The following is a 24,414-nucleotide window of genomic DNA, read 5'->3' on the forward strand; positions in this document are numbered from 1 at the left end:
GTTCCCTCGCGCACGAGGTGTCTTCGATGTGGATCGATTCCGATCTCTATGACCTGGCCGGAATGATGCTTCTCGGCGGCGCGTGGGTTACGGCGTGCGGCGGAGTGCTCGCGGGATTCGCCCGCCACCTGCTGATCCAGCGCCGCATCGAGCGGACGTATCGCCTCCGGCTGGCGCGCTGGCGCGCGACGGTCGATACCGCCTAGCCGGCCAGCTCGCCGGCGTCTCGCTCGGCGCCCACGGAGCGGGCATCGAGCCACTGCACGCGCCCGAGGTACAGCTCGCGATCGACCTCGGCCATCATGTCGAATCGCCGCCGATGGCAGGTGAGCAGCACGACCTGATGTGTGGTGGCGAGCTCGATCAGCAACCGCATCCCGCTCCGGGCTCGCTCGTCGTCGCTCGTCACGAAGACATCGTCGAGCAGGAACGGCAGCGGAGTCTGCCCGCGTGACAGGAATTCGCTCACCGCGAGGCGCACGGCCAGGTAGAGCTGATCACGGGCGCCGGCCGAGAGCTGCTGGTCGGCTTTGCCTCGTGCCAGCGTCTGTCCCCCCATCAGCCGCACCGAGAAATCGAGATCGTCCCCGAAACGGATCTGGTCGATCGTGGAGCCGACCATCTGCAGCAGCTCGGCGACCCGGCGGTTCAGATAGTCCGCCCACCGCTGGTGCGTCTCGGCCGCGACCTCGCGGATCGTGGTGATCGCCAGCTCGACCGATTCCATGAAGCGCTGTGCGCGGACCCGCGCGCGTTGGATGCGCTCGAGCTGCGCGCGGCGCTCCGGACGCTGGGCGTGCACGCGGCGCGAGACTTCCTCCACCTGGACCCGGAGATCCGCTCGCTTCCTCTGCGCTTCCTCCTGGCGCTCGAGCAGCCGGCGGCGCTCCTCGTCGATCGAGCGCTGATTGCGAGGCGATCGCGACGACGTGCCTCCTTCGGCGAGCGCCACCTGGCTCTCCAGCTCCGCGCGCCGCGCATCGGAGAGCCGGCGGCGCTCGGCGCTCGGAATCAGCTCACGGGTCAGCAGCATCAGCCGCTGTCGCGACTGCTCTTTCTCTGCCAGCTCGCGGAGGTGCTCGGACCAGGGCCGCGACGGATCGTAGGTCAGCCCGGCCGACTGGAGGATCCGCAGCGCCCGCTCCCGAAGTCCCGACGCCGCGGCTTCGTCCACCTGCTTCTGCTGATCGATCCATCCCCAGTTGCGGTCGAGCGCCGCGAGCTTCTGGCGAACCGCCTCGAGCTGGCGAAGGAGCCCCGCCACCTTTTCGAGGCTCTCGGGGTCGGCCGTGGTGACGCCGAATCGCGCGAGCAGCTCGCCGGCTTCCTCCATGGACTGGCGTCGGCGCGCATCCAGCGCCGCGAGACGAGACTGCGCCTGCACCGCCGGAGCGCTCTCGTCGCGGAGGCGCGCCAGCTCGTTCCATTCGCGGAGCAGCTCGATGTGATCGCGATAGCCGTGCTGGCGGGACAGGCTCTGGAGCGCGGTCTCGGTCTCGGCACGCTGATGCTTGAGCTGGTTGAGACTACGCTGCGCGTCGGCGAGCAGACGCAGCGACTCCTCGCGCTCATCGGCCCTCATGTTCCGGCCGCCCGTGACCAGCGCGATGCCGATTCCGAACAGGACCGTGCCGGCGATGAAGAACGTGGTCGAGAGCCAGGGAAGTCCGCGCAGCGACGCCACCACCGTCCCCGCCACCAGCGTGGCGATGCCGAGCGCGAGCAGGAACCAGCCGGGCAGCGTGCGGCTGGAGCGCTGGGCGTCGATGGCGCGCAGGGTCTCGCTGCTGGTGGTGCGCTGGCTTTCGAGCGTCGCGCTCTCGGTGTGATGGGCGATGGTCAGCTCCGACTGGCGCCGCAGCAGGGCATGGTCGGCCTCCGAGAGACGGCCGAGGCGATGGGTCAGCCACTGGAGCCGTCCGGGGTCGTGCCCTTCACCGGCCAGCGATTCGCGCACCTGGAAGATCTCGTCGCGCAGCCGGGATTCCTCCTCGCCGATCCGGCGGATCTCGGCGCCAAGGCTTACGCAGCGATCGGCTTCGAGCGCGCCGCCGGCTTCGAAGGTCGCGAGGCTCCTCCGCTCGCTCTCCAGCTCGGCGCGCTGGCGTGACGCTTCTTCCTGACGCCGTCCCTCGAGCGTGGACACGTTGCGCTCGGCTTCCTCGAGGCGGGCCACGGTGTCGCGCAGCTGGCTCTCGGCGTCGCCGGGCATCTGGCTCACCGCCGAGAGGCTGTCGGCCTCGCGGCGCAGCGCCTCGATCTCCTCCTGACGCTTCTGGTCCTCTTCGAGCTGCCGCAACGCGTCGCTGGCGAGCACGCCGCGCCACTCGGAGTCCAGCCCGGCAAGGGCGTCGCGGGTCTCCCGCTCGACCTCTTCCAGGTCGGCGAGCTCCGCGAGCGGGGCGGCATTCTGTTCCAGCTCGTGGGTGAGCTCCTGCAGCTCGGTTTCGAGCAGGCGGCTCTTGGCCTCGAGGCGCGCGAGCGCGTTGACGATGGTGCCGGTGAACTCCAGCTCCGGGCAGTCGTAACGCTTGAGCGCCGTCTCGAGGATCTTGATCGCCTCGCTCGCTCGCGTGTCCCCCACCCGCGAGTCGGCCACGGCCTCGAGCCGCGCGCGCAGCGTGGGCGAGCGGCGCTCCCGCTCGTCGTCGGGCACGACCTGCCACAGCTCGCCCTGCCGGACCAGTGCGCAGCGCTCGAACTCGTCGGCGTCGAGCTCGAGCAGGCGCTTGCCCACGGGATAGTCGTTGCCGTCGCGGAAGTCGGCCGTCACATCCTGGCCGCGGCTGCTCCAGACGGCCACCGTGCCCTGGTCGAAGTCGCGCGACACCGTGTATTGCTCGCCTTCGCACTCGAATTCGAGCTCGACCCGATAGGTGCCGCCGTCCCATGGCTTCCAGCGCTCGAGCGGAGTCAGCGGGCGGTGGCTGCGGCGATCACCGTTCAGTCCGTAGAGCGCGGCCGTCACGGCGGCGAGGAGCGTGGACTTGCCGCGCTCATTGTCGTCGAGGATCACGGTCATGCGGTCGGGATCGAAGTGGATCTCGCCGCGCAGCGCGCCGAAGCCGTCGGCCTTGAGACGCAGCAGCTTCACGGCTCGAGCTCCTCGTGGACCGGGATCGCTTCCTTGAGCTGGAAGGCATCGAGTCCGTGATAGAGCGCGCGCTCGAGCCGCGCCTTCTCCTCGGGATCGGAGGCGGCATCCAGCCGCTGCAGGAGCGCGCGCGCGAAGCGCTCGTCGGTGGTCGCGCCGCTCGACTCCCGGTAGCTGTCGAGCGGATAGTCGGGACGCAGGCTGCGGCGGTCGATGCGGAGATGGAACACGCGAGCGGACACCTCGCGCGCCGGCTCGTAGCGGACGTCGCGCGCCAGGCGTCCGGTGAGACGCACGGTCACGATGTCGTCATCGCCGGCGCCGACGTCGTCGAGCGCGCGCTCGATCTTGCGATCCACGCGCTCCGCGCTCACGCAGCCGGTGACGTCGACCAGCAGCGTGTGCACCTGGCGCCGGTCGAGCGGCACGAATTCGGTCTCGACGAACGGCTGCCGGTGGCCGTGCTCGATCCTCACCTCGAGCCCGCCGTGCGCTCCGAGCTCGGTGGTGTCGAGCGCGACCGCGGAGCCAGCGTAGGCGAGCCGCACGCCCGCCACGCGTCCCTGGGGCGATGCCAGCCGGCCGGCCGCGTGGTAGTGCCCGACCGCGTGATAGGTGAAGGGGGAATCCACGGCCTCCTCGTCCGAGAACGGGGAGATCGTGGTCTGGCCGGGCGGCACGTGCCCTTCGCGAGAGCCGTGGAAGACCGCGACGTTCACTTGCGGATCCCCGACCTGGACGTCGCGAAGCCAGTCCTTGGACAGCGGGCGTTCCGCGACGCTCACCTTGGAGATGTAGCAGCGGCCCCAGACCCGCACGCCATCCACCAGCGGCGCATGAGTCCAGCGGGCGTCGGTGAAGACGTGCACGTGGTCGGGCCACTGACGGCCGCGCGCCTTGAGCAATCGCGGATTCCAGTAGAGGCTCTGCGGCGAGCACGGATCGTGGTTGCCGGGCGCGATGAAGACCGGAGGGCAGCCCGGGATCTGGAAGGCGCCGATCGCGAAGGCGAGCGTGTCGGCATCGACGCCTTCCTCGTCGAAGAGATCGCCGGCGAGCAGAATGCCCTGGACGTTGCGCTCGATGGCTTCCTTGACTGCGCGCTCGAGCGCTTCGCGTTGGTCACGGCGGCGGAGCTCGCGACGATCGGGCGGCAGCCAGCCGAACGGCCGGCCGAGATGGAAGTCGGAGATCTGGAGAAGCCGCACCAGGCCCATGGCGGTCGAACCCCTCCTTGCGCTCGCCTCGCGGCCACGTCCATCCAGGACCTGCTGGAGTCGCGGAACCGCGGCAACATAGCAGGAAGCGCCACCGTCGACAACGGATGGAACCTCGACTTCGTTGAGGTAGCATCGCCTCGTCCTTCGATCTCGCATGGAACACGACCGAGCCGATCCCACGCCGCCGCCACCCGCCACTCGTCCGTCCTGGAACACGAGAGCGGTCGTGCTCTTCGTGGTCATCCTCGCCCTGCTGATGGGGATCGGTCTCACCAGCTGGCTCTACCGCCCGGCGGCGCCCTCGGGTCTGCCGCAGGACTCGAGCGTCGCCGAGGCGCTCGATCTCCTGGGCGGCTCGATCGAGGTGGATGCCGGCGCGCTCCGCTACGCCACGTCGCTCGGTGAAGGCGGGAAACGCGCTCGCCCGGATGGGGCTCGCGACCGGCGCCTGACCGAAGCCGCCTTCCGCCTCGAGCAGGGACGCGCGCGACATCGCTTCGATCCGCGCTTCGACTGTCTGCTCGGCCACGTGGCGCTGGAAGCCGACCGCCTGGAGCTGGCCGAGCGTCGCTTCCGCGCGGCGCTCTCGCTGACCCCGCGCTACGGCGAGGCGCGGCTCGGCCTCGGCGTCACGCTGGCGCGCCGCGCCTTGGCGGAGGGCGATCAGGCTTCGTCCCGCGGCCTTCTGTTGCAGGCGATCGCCCAGTTCGCAGCCGTGGACGAGAGAGACTCCTTCTACCGGTTCGCACTCTACGATCGCGTGCTGCTCCTGCTCGACGTCGGGCGGGCCGAGGAAGCGAAGCGGCTCGCTCGGCGCTACGAGGAGCTCGAGCCGACCAGCGCGTGGACGGAAGCCTTGCGGCGCCGTCTGGAGCAGGGCTAGCTACTTCACGCGGCCGAGCTCCGCCTGCGCGATGTCGCCGCCGGGGATGCGGCGGCGCAATTGGGCCAGCAGCGCCGCCACCTCCGGATCGTCGCTCTCCGCGATGCCCGCCAGCTCGAGGTAACGCGAGAATGCCCGCACCGCTTCCTGATCCCGGTTGACGAAGGCTTCCACCATGCCCCACCGCCGCCAGGCCATCGGATCGCCGGGCGCCAGCGCTCGCACCGCGTAGGCCTCGACGGCGCCCAGGTCGAGCTCGCGCGTGGCCAGGAGGAGATCCGCCATGAGCGCATGCGCTCCGGGATCGAGTCCGTGGCGCCGCACCGCCTCGGCCATCGAGCGGATCGCGGCCGCGGTATCACCACGCGCCACCGACTCGAGCGCGCCTTCGATCTCCGGCGTCGGACCGAGCGCGAGCGTCACCCCCGCGCGCTGCAGCCAGGGCCGGGCCGCGTGCAGCCCGCCCAGCGTGAGCTCGACCCACGCCACTCGGTACGCGGTCTCGAGCGAGGCCGAGCGCTCCCAGTCGAGTGCGAGCACGTCGCGCGCGGGCAGCGGCGCATCGCTGAACATCAGGGCGAGAGCGACGCGCCGCAGCGAGTCCGGTCCTTCAATCTCGGCCAGGCTGTCGCGGCGGTAACTGAAGAAGAAGAGCGAGCCGCGCCGCGCGTGAGCCAGACGGAAACCGGTGAAGTAGTACGAGCGCAGCGTGCTGTCGCGATACGCCCATCGCACCAACGGACCGTCGCCGGCCTGGAACGCGATCGAATGGGGAAGCCCCGAGAAATAGAGCGTGCTGCGCGGCGGAATCCGCGGACGCTGGCGCCTGAGATCGTCGAGGACGCGCTCCGCCAACCTCATCCCGCGATCGAAATAGTGACGGTTGAGATGGGATTGCGTGGACCACGGATCGCGCTCGATCGCGAACTCCGAGAGGTGGCGCGCGTTCGCCGACATCGTGCCCACGATCAGCAGGGGGAGCAGGGCGACCCAGGGCCGCGACCTCGCCACCAGCGCGCCGATCACGAGCGCCATGCCGCACACCGAGAACAGGTAGTAGTAGGCGCTCCAGATGGCGGCCACCGCCACCACCGGCATCGCCCCGAGCAACGCCCAGGCGAGACCCCGCAAGGCGACCGCGAAGCGACCGGTGCGCGGCGCGCCCACGGCCGTGAATGCCAGCCACCCGACGCCCAGGAGCGCCGGGATCAGCGCGACCGGCGGCGCCACGTGGAGGACGCTGCCGAGACCGCGATGCGGGACCTCGAGGCCGAGAGTGACCTGCAGGAGGTGCAGCAGCGTCGCCGGGATGCCTTCGGGCGTCACGCTCACTTCGAGTCCCATCACCGGCCGCCGCGCCGAGGTCGCGAGCCAGCCCACCGCCCACGAGGCGAGCGTGGCGAGCTGAGGCCATCCGCGGCGAACGGTGACCCAGGCGCTCTCGCCTTCCCGGCGCGCGAGCCATATCGCCAGGAGCGGCGCCGCGACCACGGTCTCCTTGGAGAGCAGCGCGAGCGCCATCGCGAGCGCCGCCCAGCCTCGCCGGCCGGCGGCGTGAAGCTCGATCGCCGCCAGCGACCCCAGCACCGCGAGCAAATCCTGGCTGCCGCTCGCCCACAGGAGCGGCACGTCCGCGGCGTGATGCACGGCGACGACCGCGACGCCGGACAGCGCCGCGTGGAATGGAAGGAAGCGCCGCGCCACGCGGTACAGCAGGAGCAGAATCCCGAGAAAGAGCAGCAGATTGGCGAGGTGGAAGGCTCGCGCGGACTCTCCCGACACGCTCGCAATCGTCCAGAACCACACCTGCCGGCTGACGGGCCGCAGGTAGTTGCCGAGCGGGTCGGGACTGGCCAGCAACGCCGGCAGCGACCGGCCGCGCGCCTGATCCAGGAACAGATAGTCGTCGGCGAAGAACGGTGCTTCGAGCGAGCCGGCATGCAGGAGCGCCGCCGTGGCCAGCACCAGCGCCAGCGCCAGCGCCGTGCGGACGCGGCTCGTCACGGTTGCGCCTGCGGACCCCGCGCCGCCGCTTCCATCTGTTCGGCGCGCGCGAGGACCTCGAGCGCATGACGGTTGCCGGGCTCCAGCTCGAGCAGGCGGTGAGCGGCGCGGCGGGCCTCTGAGAGATCGCCGTTATAGATGGACACCTGGGCCAGGCCCAGCCATCCGAGGGGATTCGCGGGACTCTTCTCGAGGAAGCGGTAATAGATCTGCTGCGCCAGCGGGTACTGCTTGCGCATCGTCTCGGCCAGCGCCCACTCCTGGAGAATGCGCGGGCTGGGAGACGTGGATGCGGCTTGCGCGAAGGACTCGGCGGCGTCCTCCCAGCGCTCGAGCCGGAAGTTGCGAATGCCGAGGAAGTCCCAGGTCGTGCCGCGCTCGCGAGGCGCGCGCGGCGGCGGCTCGAGCACGAAGGCGCGCACGCGCTGGAACCCGCGATCGACGTCGGCGTTGTGCGCGAGCCACTGGACGGCGGGTACCATCGCCGCGAGCGTGATCGCGACCGCCAGCGCGTGGCGCGGGGATGCGCGGAGCGCTTGCGCGACGGTCCATGCCGAGAGGAGCGAGATCGCCACGCCGGTCGCGGCGAAGTCGTCCCAGTCGCGAAACAGACCCTGTGCCGGATGAATGAACGGCATCACGAGCAGGAACGGCAGGGCCAGGAGCACCAGCAAGACGGCCTCGCGAGAGGCTCCGGCCGCGCGATGTCGCGCGAGCACCACCCACGAAGCGAGCAGCAACGAGACGGGTGAGAGCATGACCACGAGGTTCACCAGGTCCACCGGTCGCGCGCCCGAGAAAGCCGCGCTCAGGACGCTCCCCGACAGCTCGGCCCCGCGTGGATCGAAGTGGGCGGCATCCCAGCGCCGCACCACCGCGATGATGCGCGGCACCATGACCGCCAGGCCGAGCACCGGGATGGCGAGCGCGACCAGGACCGAAGAGCGCTTCCACGCGCCTTCGCGTGCGTGCACGCGCCACCACGCCACCCATGCGTACACGACCGCGGGTAGCAGGCCGAGCGCCGAGCGATGCAGCGTCACGCCGATCGTGAGCGCCAGACCGAGCCCCAGGAGCCCCCGCCCCTGGCGGATGGCGGAGAGCCCGAACACGCCGACCGCGGCGACCAGCAGGCACATCTCGGCGAATGCCTTGCTGAAGCCGGTGAACATGCCCAGGTAGCCGCCGAAGAAGACGATGCCCGCCACCGCCACCGCGGCGCCCGCCACGAGCCCGAGCGTTCGCGCGAAACCCATCGCCAGCGCGGCGAGCGTGCCGGCCTCGAGCATGCCCAGCAGTCGCGCGGCGCCGTTGGCGTCGATCGCCAGCGCCTGGGTCAGCACGCGAGGCACTCCATAGTGGAGCAGCACGTCGAGCGGAAGCGCCTGAGGAAAGAGCTGGGAGGGACGCTCCGCCACTTCGACCGTTCCCTGGCGAAGCAGGAAGTCGCCGGTGAACCGGACGCGATCGGGAAATAGCCACACCAGCAGCATCGCGGCGAGGACGGCGGCGGAAGTCGTCAGGCCGGGCCGTTTCGCGATCGCTTCCCCGATCGCGTTCCATGCGGGCGTCGCGCGCCGCGCCACGCCCGGGATCAGCGCCACCGCGGCGAGCGCCCACAGTCCGAAGCCCCAGGCCGGGGCGAGGAAGCGCTGGAGATTGAGCGACCAGGTCCACATCGACGGGTGGAAGACCATGATCGCGCGCAGCAGGAGCAGCGTGGCCAGCAGCCCCCACAAGGTCCACGCGACCGGCGACGGAAGCGGAGTCTCGGCGGCGCGGCCTGCCTTCGCGGCGGGACGCGCGCTTCCTTTCCTAGCGTTCTGACGAGCCATCGGGCGAAGGGATCCTCTCGAGGCTTTCGAGGAGCTGGCGCGCTTCCGGACTTCCCGGACTCAGCTGTTCCAGACGCAAGGCCGCGCGCCGGCACTCATCATAATCGCCGAGATTCCAGGACTCGGCGGCGAGCCCGTACCACGCGCGCGCGTCCGCGGGCTGGATCTCGGTGACGCGTCGAAAGACGTCCCGGGCGGTCGCGGAGCGGCCGCGCGCCTGCTCGGCCAGGGCCCACTGCAGCAGCACCCGCGGGCTCGGCGCGGTCTCGGCGGCCCGGGCCATGGCTTCGGCGGACGCGTCCCAGCGTGCGAGCTGCGCGTTGCGGATGCCGAGGAAGTCCCACACACGCGCGCGCTCCGCGTCGCTGCGGCGCGGCGGCTCGGCGAGGTAAGCGTGGATGCGCGCCAAGCCGCGGTCGACATCGGCGTTGAGCGCGAGCCAGGAGAGACTCGGACCGGCCGCCGCGAGCGCCGCGGCGAGGATCAGGCCGGGCCGGCGTGGATGGGCCCCCGACTCCACCACCAGCCACGCCGCGATCATCGACAGCGCGATGCCGGCGGCCGAGTAATTGTCCCAGTCGCGAAACATGCCCTGCGGAGGATGGATGAGCAGCGTCATCCCGATCCAGGGCAGCGCGAGAGTCGCCAGGACCCAGCCCACCGGCGAGGTGAGCACGCGACGGCCGATCGCGACCGCCACGATCGGAATCGCCATGGCCAGAGGCGAGACGAGACCCATGACGTTGATCAGGTCGAGGAGCCGCGTTCCCGTCGTCAAAGCACCCAGCGCGCCGTGAGCTCCTGGCTCGAGTGGAGTGAAGTGGACCGGATCGAAGCGAAGCATCGTGCCCACGATTCGCGGCAGCATGATCGCCGACATGACGACGCCCGCCAGGAGCCCGGCCACCACGAGCGGGTCTCTGATCCTCCGGGAATCGCGGCGCCAGGCCAGGACCGTCGCCAGCGCCGCCGCGGGCAGGAGCGCGAGCGCCGATCGATGCAGGATCACCGAGACCGCCACCGTGAGGCCGACGGCGAAGAGCCAGCGCGGCGATTCCAGCGCGCGCAGCGCGAACAGGCCCAGGGCGAGCGTGAGCAGCGTGATCTCGGCGATCGCCTTGGAGTAACCGGTGTAGATCCCGAGAAACCCTCCGAGCGCCGTCACCGCCGCGATGGCGAGCGCCGAGGCGCCTTCCATTCGCAGCGTGCGCGCGTAGCCGTAGCCGAGCACGCCGATCAGGGCCGCTTCGAGAGCGCCGAGGGCCCGCTCGGTCACGGCGGTCGGGACGCTCCAGGCATCGGCCATCGCGCGCGGGAGCCCGTGGTGCAGGAAGACATCGAGCGGCAGCGCCTGAGGGAAGAGTCCCGAAGGTTTCAGCGAGCGCGCGGAGGCGCCTTCGCGCAGCAGGAAGTCGCCGACGAAGTGCAGACGGTCCGGCCATCCCAGGACGAGCGCGGCCAGCGTGACGCCCATGAGCACGGCCGCGAGGATTCCGCGCGGCGCGATCCGCTGCGCCCAGCGCGACGCGGCCCGAGCGATTCCCGGCACGAGCAGCGCCAGGCCCACGACCCAAAGCGACCACGAGAGCGCGCCCGGCGCGAAGCGAAGCAGCGAGAATCCCCATGCGGCCATGGAGCCGGGCGTCGCGAGCGCCGCGCGCAGCACGGCGAGTGTGATCAGCGCCACCCAAAGGACGATGGCGGCGGCGGGACGGCCGAGCGCCGGCGTGCCCTGGTCTCGAGCTGCGCGACGGCGCTTACTCGTCGATGTCGACATCGGCGCGCAGATCGATGGCTTCCCCTTGCGGGATGCGCACCGATCCGAACATGTCGCGCACCGCCATGCCGGCCAGGCGCTCGACCAGCCGCGGCCTCGGCCGGCGGACCTCGAGCAGCTCGATCTTCTCGCCGGGCCTCACGCGAGCGAGGCGCTTCGCCTCCTCGATCGCTTCGTCGAGACCACCGATCGCGTCGACGAGCCGGCGCTCGCGCGCTTCCTCTCCCATCCACACGCGTCCCTGCGCCACCGCCTCCACCTGCGCCGGGTCCAGCTTGCGGCCCTGGCTCACCTTGGTCTTGAACACTTCATAGGCGTTGCGCACCGTCGAGTCCGCCGCCGCCTGCCAGCGCGGCGTCCAGTCCCGGCCCAAGGAACTCCCTCCCATGAACGGGCCGCGCTCGAAAGCCTCCTGCCGCACGTGGTGTTCGCGGTACCAGCCCTCCAGCGAAGGCTTCACGAAGACCACGCCGATCGAGCCGGTGCGGGTGTAGCGATCGGCGTAGATGCGGTCGGCGCCGAGCGCGATGTAGTAACCGCCGCTCGCGGCAACGCCGCCCATCGAGACGATCAAGGGCTTCCCGGTCTCGCGCTTGAGCCGTTGGGTCTGGTGGAGAATGAGATTGGACGCGAGCCCGGAGCCTCCAGGACTCTCGATGCGCAGCACGACCACCTTGACCTCGGGGTCGCGGAAGGCGCGCTCCAGCCTCCGCGTCATCGCATCCGAGCCCATGTAAGGGCCGTTGAGCAGATCGTGCCCGTCGCCGCCGGTCTCGATCCCTCCGCTCGCGTACACCACCGCCACCGGTCGCGGGACGCGCCACGGGCGCCGTGCGGGGCGGACCTGCGACATCGAGACCCGGTGCGGCTTGTCGGAGAGACCGGACAGACGGCCGAGGATTGCGAGCGCGTCCTCGCGATACGCCACCGTGTCGATCAGCCCCGCGCGCTGGAGCTCACGCGCCGGCCACCAGCGCCCGTCGAGAATGCGCTCGAGTCGCGCGGGATCCATGTGGCGATCGGCCGCCACCGTGCCGACGAACAGACTCTGGCTGCGGTCGAGGAGCTGCTCGATCTGCTCGCGGTCTGCCTTGGGCGTGGAGTCCTGGCTGAAGCTGCGGTACGCCGACTTGAAGTCTCCGACCGATGCGCGATCGATCTTGAGTCCCAGCGATGCCAGCCAGCGGCGGTAAGAGCGGCGCTCGGTGCGTAGCCCCAGCGCCGCGAAGATCGCCTCCTCGGTGGCGACGACGCGATTGCACGCGCTGGCCAGGTAGAGATCGCCCCGGCCGCCCCCGGTCTCGAGAAACGCCACGACCGGCTTGCCGCTCGCGCGCAGTCGCTGAATGCGGGTTCGCAGCTCCTCGATCTGGGCCATGTTGGAGATGCCGCGCGGCTCGAGCAGCACGCCGCGCGTGAGCGGGTCTTCGAGGGCCTGATCCAGCTGGCGTCGCAGGTCGCCGGCCGAGCGCGTGGAGGAGCCGCCGAAGACCGAGAAGTCCGGCAACGCCTCGTCGCCCAAGGCTCCGGAAGGCCGGAGCACGCCGACGCGCCGGTCCCGCGGCCCCGCGAGCACGGTGCGGTCCTCGTCCTCGTGGAACGAGAGCGCGTGTGCGCCGCCATGTCGCTCACCCTCGTCGTCGTACCGGCTGCCGCCGTGATATCCGCCGCGGACGCCGAAGACTCCGATCCCGATTCGAAAGCCGCCACGCTCGACCGATCCGCGCAGCGCGATGCCCGGCAGCGGCTCGAGCTCGGCGAAGGCGCGCGTTCGCGCGGCTTCCGCCGGCTCGTCTTCCACCATGCGCACGTCCGCGCCCAGCGTGAAGCGCGGTCCGAAGCGCGCGGCGCTCGAACGCGACCAGGCGAGCGGGCGCAAGCCGAGACCCACGGTGTACGCCCTGCCGAGGCGCGTGCCTTCGAACTCCGTCTCGGCCACGTGAGCGGCCGTCGCGCCCATCGCGAGCCAGGGAGCGGGTCGCGACAACAAACCGAAGGTCAGATCCGATGCGCGGCTGCCGTGGCCATCGAGCCAGGCCAGGCTCGCCCCGGCCGAGAAGCGCGGGTCGCCGCCGCCGATCCCGATGCCGATGGCGCTGCGCGCGTCCTCCTCCGCGGCCGCGACGAAGCCGAGGCTGCCGAACGTGGCCCACGCTCCATAGGCGCGATCGCGCTCCGCCTTTTCACGGAAAGCCAGCAGCAGCTCGGATCGATAACGAAAGCCGAGCGCGGCGGGATTGAGCGGCAGCGCGGCAGCGCCTTCGACCGTCGCCACGCCCGCCTGCGGCTGGAAGTCCGCGCTGAACTCGAGCGGTTGCGCGCCGAGCGGTGCCGTGAATCCGATCCCGAGCGCGAAGGTGAGGCTGGCGAGCGCGTGACGGGGCTGGCGCATCATGCCGAGGTGACGACGCCCACGCGCGGGCAGTGGGGCAGGAGCGGGCAGATGGAGCAGCGCGGCTTGCGCGCCACGCAGATCCGGCGGCCGTGCAGGATGAGCCAGTGCGAGAAGAGGGTCCAGCGCTCCTTCGGCACGACGTCCATGAGCGCGAACTCCACCTTGACCGGATCCGCCTGGTCGGTGAGCGCCAGGCGGCGCGAGACGCGGCCCACGTGCGTGTCGACCACCAGTCCGGGCGTGTCGAAGGCGTTTCCGAGCACGACGTTGGCGGTCTTGCGGCCGACGCCGTGGAGCGAGGTCAGCGCCTCCAGCGTGCGCGGCACTTCGCCGCCGTGCAGCGCGACGATGTCGGCGCAGCAGCTCATGATCGATCTCGTCTTGTTGCGAAAGAAGCCGGTCGGCTTGATCAGCTCCTGGAGCTCCGCCTGATCCGCCTTCGCGAACTCGGCGGCGTCGGAGTAGCGCGCGAACAACGCGGGCGTGACTCGATTCACCCTCTCGTCGGTGCACTGCGCGCTGAGGATGGTGGCGATCAGGAGCTGGAGCGGCGTCTCGAAGTCGAGCGCCGTGGTGGCTTCCGGATAGAGACGCTCGAGGATGCCCAGAATGGCGGCCACCCGCTCGGGGGCCGGCGCCGCGAAGCGCGTCCGGCGTCGTGGCGCGCGCTTCCTCGCCGTCGCCGGCTTGGCGCGCACGCCCCGAGAGGAGGGCTTGGCACCCTTGCGGTGCCGGTCTACAGGACGCGCCCGGCTCGCTCTCGCGCCGGGCGTGGCGCGGGAGCGTCGGCTCTTGGGAAGGCTCGAAGGCGGTGCAGGACGCCGCCGCGAGCGCGGTGACTTGCGTGCCATGGAGGCGGGAGGTTAGCCGCGGGGTCACCGGCGAACAAGGCCGAGGGCTTTTCTCGCGCGTGATTACGCGCAGCGCAGCCGGACGACGAAGCGGCTTCCCATGCCCCGCTCGCTCTTCGCGTCGAGCGTCCCGCCCATCGCTTCGGCCAGGCGCCGGGCGAGCGCCAGACCGAGGCCCATCCCGCCGGCCTCGCGCGTGCTCGAGCCATCGCCCTGACGGAACGGCTCGAACAGCGCCTCCAGGCGATCGGCCGGGATGCCCGGACCGTCGTCTTCGAGCTCGATCTCGATGCCGCCGTCGCCGAGATCGGCGGCGCGAGCGGCGCTGAGACGGATGCGGCTCCCGGGAAGCGTGAACTTGACCGCGTTGTCCACCAACTCGTCGAGGATCTGCAGCAGGCGCCGCCGGTCGCAGGACACCGGAGGCAGGCTCGACTCCACCTCGAGCATGAACTCGCGAAGGCCGTCGGCGATCCCGGGGCGTCGCGCTTCGGCGAAGTCGCGCAGCAGGTCGCCCAGATCGTGCGGCTCGAGCTTGAGCTGCAGAGCCCGCTCCTCGAGCTTCGAAAAGTCGAGCAGGTTGCGGATCTTGTTTTCGAGGTTCACGGCCTGGCTGGAGGACGTCCCGATCGCCTCCCTGGCCTGCGCGTCGGTCAGCGTGGCATCCAGCAGCTCCAGATAGGCCTTGATGATCGCCAGCGGCGTGAGCAGCTCGTGGCTGACGTTGCTCAGGAATTCGGACTTGAGGCGATCGAGCTCGGTGAGTCGCTCGTTGCTGTCGCGCAACTGGCGATTCGACTCGCGCGCGCGGTGGTAGAGGCGCGCGTTCTCGAGCGCCACGGCCACCATGCCCGCAGCCGTGGAGAGGTACTCGAGATCGAGCGCTCCATAGGAAGTCCCGTCGAGCCGGCGGCCAAGAGCCACCACGCCCATGAGCCGTCCCTGCACCTGCATCGGAGCGGCGACCGCGAATCCAGCCTCGAGCGCGATCTCCGCGTCGGGGCTGCCGGCCATCGCCCACTCGTCAACGGGCTCGACCGTGCGCGCCTGCGCCATGCACTCCCCCATGCGCGCCGCGATCGGTTCACCCAGAGCACGGGTCATCGCCTCGCGAACCCCGAAACTGCGTACCAGAACCGGGACATTCCCGGCGGATCCCTGGAGCAGCCACAGCGCCGCCGCCGCCGTGCCGAAGTGACCCATGAGGTTGAGCAGTGTGAGCTGCGCGATCGCGTACGGATCGAGTCCGACGCTCAGCTCACGGCTCAGCTCGAAGAGGGAGAGCAGGCTGCTCTCGCGCCGCTCCGCGAGCTTCCGGTGCGTATCCACTCAGGCTCCCAGCGCCCGGAGCGACTCTCCTTCGCTCTCGTCGATGGTCAGGAAGCGATGGAGGTTGAGCAGCTCGAGCGGTCCTGTGACCGCCACGGATGGCGCCGCGATGCGCAGCGAGCAGCCTTCGCTGCGCGTGCGCTCCGCGAGCACCAGCAGCATGCCCACGCCGCTCGAAGACAGGAACGTGACCTCGGCGAGATTGAGCACGAGATGAATGCCCGCGGGCCGCGCCTCGACACAATGCTCGAGCAGGCGAGGCGCGGTCTTGGCGTCGAGCCGTCCCTCGGCGCGCACCACCACTGAATCTCCACGCGACTCCGTCGTCGTGGCCTTGAACGAATCAACCATGGCGATCCTCCTTGGACGCTTGCCGGACCTTGGCAGGGTCGAACGTCAGCACCGTGAGATTGCCGGCCGGGGTCGCCGGCCGATACACCACCTCGTCCATCGACAAGTGGATGAGGTCGAGCCCGAATCCGCGGCCCGCGAGCCTTCGACCGACGTCGTCGAGATCGCGCGGCTGCCAGCGGCCGGGGCTGAACGGGAATCCGTGATCCCGCAGCAGGAAGTAGCCGGCCCGCACCCGCGCGTCGAGACCGTCGGTTTCGGCTCCGCCCGGAACCCACCACACATCGAACGTTTGCTCGGCATCGAGCTTGAGACCGTGCTCGGCGATGTTCGCGCAGGCTTCGTAGAGCGCGAGCTCGAGCTGCCGGCGCTCTCCGCGGGGAATGGCGCTCAGGTGCGGGGCTCGCTCGAGCCACGGTCCGAGCGCCGACAGGCTCTCCAGGCTCGCGGAGAGCGAGAGCGGGGGACCGGTGGATTCCGCTTCGGCAAGACGCGCGAGCGCGTCGACGCGCCCGCGGGCCGCCTGCTGGGGCTCGCCGGCAACGCGCGCCGGACGCGCCACGACGAGCAGCGTCTCGTCGTCCTGCGGCTCGCCTTCGGTCCAGCCGGCGACCGCAGCCGACAGCGCGGCCACGAGCTCGTCGGGGCCGCGGCGGGCGTGATCGCGCACCACCTGATCCACACGGTCGAAGCCGAACGCCTCTCTCCCGCTCCGGTCGAACGCCTCGCTGATCCCGTCCGTGAATTGCGCGATGAGATCTCCCGGCTGGAGGTCGAGCGTGCGGTCTTCGAGCGTCTGCGCCAGCGCTCCCCCCCGCACCGCTCCCAGCGGAATGCCGCGCGTGGGATGCCACTCGACACGGCCCGTGGCCGCCCGCCACAGGAGGAGCGGCGTGTGCCCCGCGGATGCGTAGACGAGACGACCTCGCGCCGGGTCCAGCAAGCCGTAGAACATCGTCACGAACTCACCGGGCTCGAGCGTCGCGGACAGATGGCGCTCGAGGTCGACCAGCAGGGCCGCCGGTGAGACGTGCACCGCGTGGAGCGCCCGCACCAGCGCGGAGAGCATCGACGTCACCAGGCAGCCGCCGAGTCCCTTGCCGGAGACATCGGCGATCGCGACGGCGATTCGCCCGTCCTCGAGATCGATGAAGTCGTAGTAGTCGCCGCCCACCTCGGCCGCGGCGCGATGCGCGCCGACCAGCGTGTAACCCGATACCGTCCTTCGCCCTCGCGGCAGCAACCGCTGCTGGATCTCGCGGGCCAGCTCGAGCTCGTGGCTGAGCCGCTCGCGCTCGCGGCTCTCCACGCGGGCGACCTTGAGGCGAGCGGCCATGTCGTTGACCGCGACGGCCAGCAGTCCGAGCTCGGTCCGATCGTGGACGGCGAGCGGCGTGTCCAGGTCGCCGCGACCGATCCGATCGAGCCCCGTGCGTAGCGCCGCCACCGGCTTGAGCAGTCCGCCGAGCAGGACCAGGCCGAGCGTGACCGCCACCGCGAGCAGCGCCGCCAGGAACAGGAACTGCGAGCGACGGCCGGCCGACACCGCGCGCTCCACGTACGCGCGCTGCATCGCCACCACCGCGCGCCCGATCTGCGGTCCGTTCGCGTACGACACCGGCGCCTCGACGACCAGCAGGCTCCGGCTGGCCAGCAGCCGCTCGCCGTCCTCGAGTCGGGTCGCTCCAGCGGTGGCCGTCAGATCGGCGGGGGGCGCATATCGTTCCCCCAAGTGGCGCGGGTCGGCGTGACCCTGGATGCGCCCGAGATGATCCACGACGACCACGAACGCCAGCTCGGGACGCTCGGCCTGCATCGTCTTCACGAGCGGCACCAGCGTCAGCTCGGGGAACTCCGAGAGCAGCGCCCCCGAGCTGGTGAGCGCCAGGTTGCGCGCTTCGAGCACCAGCCGGGTCTCGATCTCTCGCGACAGCGCCCGCCGCAGGTTTCGCTCGGCCATCGCACCGACGCTGAGCACCGAGGCCGCGACCAGCACGACGGCGACACCGGTCACCACCCATCGGATCGAGATCACCGTCGGACGGCCGCCCCTCATGGCTTGTCGCCTCCGATCTCGCGCGCCCGCTCGAGCTGCTCGTGGGCGCGGGCCAGGTAGGCGATGGTGCGCTGATCCTTGGGGTCGACCTGGAGCGCGCGCTCCCAGAGCGAGACCGCCTCGATCAGGCGGCCGGCGGCGTAGTGCTCCATGCCGCGCGTCAAGTACTCCCGTTTGAGGTACTCGTCCACGCGCTGATAGCCGGGCCGCAGCGACCACACCAGCTCCCAGTAGCGCAGCGCTTCGTCGGCGCGGCCCGCCTCGAACGCTTCGACCCCACGGCGATAGAACGCCTGCAGATCGCGCTCCGCATAAGGCGCGCGGCTCGGCGGCGGACTCGGCGCCGCCCCCGGCTTCGAAGACTCGCTGCGAGCGCGCTCGAGGGACGCGGCCGTCGCGCTGATTCCGGATGCGCGCGCATCGAGCTCCCGGGCCTGAGCGAGCAAGGTCGCGGCCGGCTCGAGCTGGCCGGCCTGAATCATCAGCCGGGCTCGGCGCAGCAGATCCTGCACACGGGCGGCAATGGCGCGCTCGGATCGCGCGAGCATGCTGCGCGCCTCCGCGTCTTTGGGGTCGGCGGCGAGCACCGCCGCGAATCCGTCCCGCGCCTGCACCAGCCGGTCGGCGCCCAGGGCTTCGAGCGCCATGGCGAAGCGGGCGCGGATCTCCTGCGAGCGGCGCGCGCGCGCGTCGCTCTCGGCCCGGCTCCGGGCCAGCGCCGCGACCACGGCGGTGTCGTTCGGCACGAGCGCCAGCGAGCGCTGGAACGCGATCGCCGCTTCGGCGGGATCGCCGCCCAGGTGCAACGCTCTCCCGCGCTCGGCGAGCAGCGCCGCTTCCAGGCGCCGCGCGGGTTCGTGGTCCGGGTCCATCACGCGGATCGTGGCGGTGAGCGACAATGCTTGATCGACGTCCCCGGCGCGGCGCGCGTCCTCGGCGCGGGACAGCAGAGACCGGATCCGCTCGGCCTCGCGCTGGCGCTCGATCTCCGCGAGCCGGGTCGCGAAGCGCTCCTCTTCGGCGCGCGCGGCGCGTTCTTTCGCCTCGGGCGCCGCCGTGCCGAAGCGCCAGCTCAGTCCGGCGCGATGCGTGGGCCCCGTGACCTGGTCCTCGAAGGCGTAGGCGATCTCCGTGTCGCGATAGCGCAGACCGGTCCCCGCGGTGAGCGCGCCATGGTCGATACCGGCGCGCAGTGCCAGCAGCGGATGGGGATTGAGCTCGAGCCCGGCATGAATCCGCGGCGAGACGCCGCGCGCCTTCTCCACGTCGAAGCTCCACAGCATGCCCAGCGCGCCCGCGACGGGCGGCTGGTACGCCAGCCCGAGCCGCATCGACGAGGGATCGGCGACGCTCTCCTGATCGAGACGGATCGCCGGCTCGATCAGGTTCTGAAGGGAGAGCCCGACGGCGAGCCCGCGCGCCCATGGCGCGTCGACTCCGAGGGCGAGAGCGGGCGCCACGCGGACACCGAGGTCGGCGCCGACGCCGCCGCCCGAGCGCCCGGCGATCTGCTGGCGGCGCAGCTTGAACGAGCCCCCGAGGCTCCATGCCGCGCTGACGGCGCGGCCGTAGGCGAAGCCGATCTCCGACTCGCTGCTGGTGAGATCGGGGTCGGTGACGGTGTTGCGGTCGTCACGGCCTTCGATCCCCGAAGCGCCGAAGTGCCGGATGGTCACCGCCATGGCGCCCCAGCGCCAGTCGGGATAGACCGCGGCCGCGAACGTCTCGCGGAAGTCGAGCTCGTACTGGGCCTGCGCGAGTTGCAGCTCGCCGCGCTGCACCAGGCCCAGGCCGCCGGCATTCCACAGCGAGCCGCTGGCGTCGTCGGCAATGGCGGCAAAGGCGCCGCCGAGCGCGAGCGCGCGCATGCCGGATCCGGTCGAGAAGATCGACCGCGTGCCGCCGTCCTCGGCGGCATGGGCCGCAGTCGCGATCACGAGCGCCCACAGGGCGCCGACCCAGTGCGCGCGTCTCATCGCACCACCGCCACTTTGCGCAGCAGCCGCCGGCTCTCACCGCCCGCGAGCTTCACCACGATCTCGGCGACGTAGACGCCGTTGGCGACCACGTCGCCATGGCCGTTCCGTCCGTCCCATGCGTCGTCCTGGTGCAGGCCCTGAGCGCGCGGGGCGCCATCGAGCAGGGTCAGAACGCGCTCGCCACGCGCCGTCCAGATCCGCAGCGTCACCTGCCCGGGGGCAGGCAGGTAATACGCGAAATGTGTGGGCTCGCGTCCGGCGGCGAAGGGATTCGGGAAGTTGGCGTAGCTCTTCTCGAGGCTCGCCGCGGTGAAGCTCCCGTATGCGGTCCATAGCGGGAATGCCTGTCCCGGAGGAGGCTGCACGGCGATCTGCAGCAGCGGATTGCTGGGCTGGACCACCCCGACGTCGGCGGCGGCGAAGCCGAGGCGCAGTCCACTCGCCGCACCCGCGCGGGGAACGAAGCGCAGCTCGAGGGTGATCGGCGACTGCGGCGCGATCTGCAGAGGCGCGCCCGAGATCGTGGCCAGCGTGTCGCCCGGAAGGAGCGTGGCCTCGCCCCACGGAGCACCCTGCCGATGGAGCCGGACCGTGGTCGCCGTGGCGCCCACGGGCATCGCGACTCGGTCGCCGTCGGCAGCGCGCAGGATCAGATGATCGACCGCGATGCTCCCCGAGCCCGGCGTCGCGTCGTTCCTCAGCGTGATCTCTCCGGCGACCACCTCGTTGCCGTCGGCTGCGAGCGCGGCCGGCATGTGGTCCACGAGTCCCGCCACCAGCGTGCGCGACGGGGCGGAGATACGCGTCAGTCCCGACAGGATCGGGAACTCGAAACCGTTCTCCGCGGCCACCACCACCGGAAGGCGCGTGTCGGCGTCGCTCACCCAGAGCCCGGAAGCGTTGAGGATCAGCTCGAAGGTGCCGGTCGGGGCCGCGGCCTCGAAGTCGAGCACGAGCGTCAGCGTGTCGCTCTCTCCCGGCTCCGTGAACAGACCAGGAAGTCCGAGCGCCATGACGTTCCCGCTGGACGGAGGATCGGCGAGCGATGCCACGTCGGCGCCGTTCCAGCGCACGTGCAGGCGCTCGACGGTCGGGCCCGGCGGCACCGGATTGCGGCTCTCGTCCACGGACCGCACCACCAGACTGTCGAGGCGGATGGCGGCCGTGTGCGAAGAACCGGGGTGGCGAAGCACGGCATTGAGCGCGATCACGCCCGCAGCGCCGACACCCACGGCCGGCGGCATCCTCGGAGTGCCGCGCACGCGCACCGTGTCGGCCGGGATCTCGACCGTGACCGAATCGCCCTGCACCAGCCCCGCGCCGTAGACCACCGCGACGGGATTGCCGCTGTTGGGATCGCGCGCATCGAACGACGAGGAGTCTCCGAGCGAGATCCGCCATGTTCCGAGTGCGGCATTGGCGGGCAGGTCGGCCAGGATGCGCACGTCGAGCGGAGCATTGACCGGCACCGAGAGCAGCGGCGAGAGCGTGAGGTCGATCAGGCTGTCTTCGGACGCCTGGACCGGACGATCGGCCAGCCGCTGCGGGCCCGACCACACCTCGACCCGCTGCAGCACCGAGGCGGGGGCTGTCACGGCCCGGCCCATGCTGTCGCGCAGGATCACCACGAACGACGCGACGCGCACGTCGGAGGTGACGCCGGTGATGCCGGGATTGGTGAGGCGCAGCGTGGCGAACGGCACGTTCTGCTGCCCGCGAGCGGCGTCGACCGGCGAGCCCGGGACCGCCGCGACGTCGATCTCGGTCGCCTCGGCCACCACGCGCGCGAGCCCGGTGCGCACGGGATACGGCTGACCCTGGAGGCGCAGCACGACCGGAGCGCCGGTGGTCGCGTCCTCGCCCGAGAGGTACGTGCTGTCCACGATCACGAGCCGGAAGTTCGGGATCACGGTCGTTCCCGCGACGTCGAACGTGATCGCCGCGGTCGCGGATCCGCCGGGCGGGACGAGGATCGGAGTGGCGAGCGTGAGGTCGATCTCGCCGCCGCTGGTCTCGAGCGAGGTGCGCTCGACGTGCGTCACGGCGCCGACCTCGACCGTCATGCGCGAGAACAGATCGGCAGGGACGATCGCGGCGCCGCTGCTCGACTCCACGCGCAGCCGCAATCCGATCACGCGCACGTCCGAAGCGCTGGTCCCGTCGCCGAAGGTCAGGAACAGCGGCGCCACGTCCGTCTGACCGCGGTTGACCGAGAGCGGCATCGCGCTCGATGCGCTCCAGGGAAGCGGCGCCGAAGGATCGAACACCTGCACGATCTCCGACGTGACCGCGATGGACTGCTGCGGAGTGCCGCTGCTCGCTCCCACGCCGGAAGCGGATCCGGAGAACCGTCCCTGGCCCACGGCGGTCGACGTATAGGTCCAGGTGAAGATCTGTTCGCCGCCGACCCCGAGGCTCGCGGATGCCGGAACGGGTCCGCTCGCGTACGCCAGACCCGCGGTGCCGGATACCGTGAGCGAGGAGGGGGACACGTTGACCAGCGCCTCGCTGCCCGTGTTGCGCACCGTCATCCTCACGGTCAAAGGCGCGCCGGTGGTGACGGCGGCAGGCTGCACCGAAAGGCTCGCGAGCAATCCTCGATTCGAGAGCAGCAACGCCTCGGGATTCGCCACCGTCGCGTTGATGGGGCCATCGTTGCCGGACTGAACGACGAGACCCAGCAGAGGAATCGCGAGCCGCACGGTGGCCGAGTCGGTGGGTGAGCTGCTCGCCGTCACGGCGACGAACAGACGCGCGCCTTCGGCCGGGAGCGGCACGTCGAGTGAATTGTTGTCCCAGGTTCCGGCGCCCGGAGTGAGCGGACCGAGATCCTGGTCGTCGCCTCCGAACTGCCCGTCCCCTCCGTCGCGGTAGAGCCGGACGTCGGCGAGATCGGCGGCGGTGGCGCTGCCGAGATTGATCACCGCGAGGCTGCTGAGACGGTCGTCCTGGTAACCGTTCCTGTGGACCACGACGTCGAGCGCCGGCACGGGTCCGGCGCCCGGCGCCAGCGTGATCGGCGCGGCGCCGCGGTTGTCGATCTGCGCGGCGACCATTCCGTTCACACGCCACGAAGCACCCGGCCCCAGCGGGAAGATGGCGGAGAGCGCGGTCGGTTCCGTGAACACGAGATCGGCGCCGCCCTGGAGCGATGCGGAGAGCACATCGTCGTCGCTGGCGCCGAGCAGCGCGACATCGCCGGTCACGAAGAGGCGTCCCGTCTTCTCCGGTTTCAGCTCCCACGTGAATCCGCCGAAGCTCGCCCGCCCGTGGATGAAGAGCGCGGTGCCGAGCGTCGGATCGCTCGCCGTGAGCTGACCGTCAGAATCCTGGTCGTCGCGGAGCGTCAGCACCTGAAGCTCGCCGTCGCGATCGGCCTGGGTGCCCGGGCCGCTTCCCGAGTTGGTCACGGTGAGCCCGGTGATGCGCTTGTCCACCGAGTACGTATTGGTCGCGACCAGGGTGAGCAGCGTCACGCCGGCCTGCCCGGGAGCGACCGTGCCCGGCTCGACCGGCTGGTGAGCGAGCGCCACGCGATCCACGACCGCGATGGTCTGGGCGGAAGGATTGCTCGCCGGGCGATCGACCGGCCCGTCGTTGTCGCTCGTCATGCCGACGCCCACGTCGGGCAACGTGGGAAGCGAGAGCCGGATGGTCCGTCCCGGCTCGGCCAGCTCGGCCACGTCCACGGTCACGAAGAGGGCTCGGCCCGTGAGCGGAACCGAAACCGAGAGGCCACTGAGCTGCCAGCGGTCGCCGGTGAAGACCATGGGACCGAGTCGCGAGTCGTTGGATGCCTCGAACTTGCCGTTGCCGTCGTCGAGCCACGCTTCCATCGCGACGATCTCGTCGCCGGGACGCGCGGTGCCGAGGTTTTGCACCGCGATCCGCTGGAGCACGTCGGCCTGATAGCCGTTCGCCGGAACTCGGAAGGCGAGTGCGAGGTTGCGCGTGGTTCCCACGCCGAGCGTGGGCGTGGTCACGGGATCGATCGCGATCTGGGCCGCACTCATTCCGTCGACCGGGAATGTGCCCGGGGGGTGGATCGGGAAGGTCCCCGTGACGATCGCGCCGCTCACCGTCAGGGCGGCGGCGTTCGGAATGTAGAGGTCGAGTGCGTCGCCGTCGCGCGCGGTCAGCGACGCCGAGGACCAGACGTTGAGCGTGACGGATTGGAGTCCGGGAATCACGACCGAGCAGGGGAACCGCGCCACACCGTTGATGAACGTGGCCGTCGAGATCAGCCCCACGCCTCCGGGCCCCGCGGAGAGCAGATTGGCTTCCGGATCGACCGGATCTGGCTCGAACTGGATCCTCGAGTCCCTGAGCTCGAGCGTCTGCCACTCCAGATCCTTCTGTGCCTGGGAACCGGGACCGGTCGTGGCGTTGGTGAAGCTGATCGAGGTGAGTGTCGCCGTGGTCAGGCCGCCGTTGGAGAGCTGGACCTGGAAGACCTTCCGCAGGTCGCCACCGGGATGGACGGTGGTTCCGGTGTGGGTGCCGCTCACCGAGACGACCTGCGCGGCGGCGGGGGTCGATTCGAAGCCGGCGAGCAGCGCAGCGGTGAGGACGATGCACGCCACCTGGCCGAGGTGGGCGGGCGGCAACCTGCGCGAGGACATGAGGCCCAATCCAATAAG

Annotated in this window: 14 protein-coding genes; 2 read left to right on the forward strand and 12 right to left on the reverse strand. The window is 70.8% G+C overall.

Annotated elements, in window-relative coordinates:
- Positions 1-26: 26 nt before the first annotated feature.
- Positions 27-206 carry a hypothetical protein gene (locus VFQ05_09995; protein ID HET9327093.1) on the forward strand — a complete coding sequence of 60 codons (180 nt, stop codon included), beginning with the start codon at positions 27-29 and terminating at the stop codon, positions 204-206.
- On the opposite strand, the gene VFQ05_10000 is transcribed toward VFQ05_09995, so the two are convergent.
- Both VFQ05_10000 and VFQ05_10005 read right to left on the reverse strand, forming a co-directional pair.
- Positions 203-3,094: an AAA family ATPase gene (locus VFQ05_10000; protein HET9327094.1), complete on the reverse strand. Its 2,892-nt coding sequence runs from the start codon at positions 3,092-3,094 to the stop codon at positions 203-205. The two genes, VFQ05_09995 and VFQ05_10000, sit on opposite strands and share 4 nt — an antisense overlap.
- On the reverse strand, positions 3,091-4,311 hold the full coding sequence (locus VFQ05_10005; protein ID HET9327095.1) for a DNA repair exonuclease: 1,221 nt from the start codon (positions 4,309-4,311) through the stop codon (positions 3,091-3,093). Before VFQ05_10005 ends, VFQ05_10000 begins: the two co-directional genes overlap by 4 nt.
- Before the next feature lie 157 nt (positions 4,312-4,468).
- Between VFQ05_10005 and VFQ05_10010 the strand changes: the two genes are divergently transcribed.
- Positions 4,469-5,197 carry a hypothetical protein gene (locus VFQ05_10010; protein ID HET9327096.1) on the forward strand — a complete coding sequence of 243 codons (729 nt, stop codon included), beginning with the start codon at positions 4,469-4,471 and terminating at the stop codon, positions 5,195-5,197.
- Here VFQ05_10010 and VFQ05_10015 read toward each other — a convergent pair whose 3' ends face one another.
- The 10 genes from VFQ05_10015 to VFQ05_10060 all read right to left on the reverse strand — a co-directional run bounded on the left by VFQ05_10015 (position 5,198) and on the right by VFQ05_10060 (position 24,396).
- Positions 5,198-7,201 (reverse strand): hypothetical protein, encoded by a 2,004-nt coding sequence (locus VFQ05_10015; GenBank protein HET9327097.1) that lies wholly within the window; start codon positions 7,199-7,201, stop codon positions 5,198-5,200.
- The gene (locus tag VFQ05_10020; GenBank protein HET9327098.1) at positions 7,198-9,036 is read right to left on the reverse strand and encodes a tetratricopeptide repeat protein; all 1,839 of its coding nucleotides are present in this window, start codon (positions 9,034-9,036) and stop codon (positions 7,198-7,200) included. Before VFQ05_10020 ends, VFQ05_10015 begins: the two co-directional genes overlap by 4 nt.
- A complete protein-coding gene (locus tag VFQ05_10025) occupies positions 9,017-10,813 on the reverse strand; it encodes a tetratricopeptide repeat protein (GenBank protein ID HET9327099.1) in 1,797 nt (598 codons plus the stop codon). Before VFQ05_10025 ends, VFQ05_10020 begins: the two co-directional genes overlap by 20 nt.
- Complete coding sequence (gene sppA, locus VFQ05_10030; GenBank protein ID HET9327100.1) at positions 10,794-13,208, reverse strand: signal peptide peptidase SppA; 2,415 nt, start codon at positions 13,206-13,208, stop codon at positions 10,794-10,796. Before sppA ends, VFQ05_10025 begins: the two co-directional genes overlap by 20 nt.
- Positions 13,205-13,828, reverse strand: a complete 624-nt coding sequence (nth, locus tag VFQ05_10035) for an endonuclease III (protein ID HET9327101.1) — start codon at positions 13,826-13,828, stop codon at positions 13,205-13,207. Before nth ends, sppA begins: the two co-directional genes overlap by 4 nt.
- Positions 13,829-14,122: 294 nt before the next feature.
- The gene (locus VFQ05_10040) at positions 14,123-15,388 is read right to left on the reverse strand and encodes an ATP-binding protein (GenBank protein ID HET9327102.1); all 1,266 of its coding nucleotides are present in this window, start codon (positions 15,386-15,388) and stop codon (positions 14,123-14,125) included.
- Positions 15,389-15,739: an STAS domain-containing protein gene (locus VFQ05_10045; protein ID HET9327103.1), complete on the reverse strand. Its 351-nt coding sequence runs from the start codon at positions 15,737-15,739 to the stop codon at positions 15,389-15,391.
- On the reverse strand, positions 15,732-17,795 hold the full coding sequence (locus VFQ05_10050; GenBank protein HET9327104.1) for a SpoIIE family protein phosphatase: 2,064 nt from the start codon (positions 17,793-17,795) through the stop codon (positions 15,732-15,734). Before VFQ05_10050 ends, VFQ05_10045 begins: the two co-directional genes overlap by 8 nt.
- Complete coding sequence (locus tag VFQ05_10055; GenBank protein ID HET9327105.1) at positions 17,792-19,771, reverse strand: hypothetical protein; 1,980 nt, start codon at positions 19,769-19,771, stop codon at positions 17,792-17,794. The genes VFQ05_10050 and VFQ05_10055 overlap by 4 nt, the downstream gene beginning before the upstream one ends.
- On the reverse strand, positions 19,768-24,396 hold the full coding sequence (locus VFQ05_10060; GenBank protein HET9327106.1) for a hypothetical protein: 4,629 nt from the start codon (positions 24,394-24,396) through the stop codon (positions 19,768-19,770). The genes VFQ05_10055 and VFQ05_10060 overlap by 4 nt, the downstream gene beginning before the upstream one ends.
- Positions 24,397-24,414 lie beyond the last annotated feature (18 nt).

The sequence above is a fragment of the Candidatus Eisenbacteria bacterium genome, from assembly GCA_035712145.1.
Taxonomy (GTDB): Bacteria; Eisenbacteria; RBG-16-71-46; order RBG-16-71-46; family RBG-16-71-46; genus DASTBI01.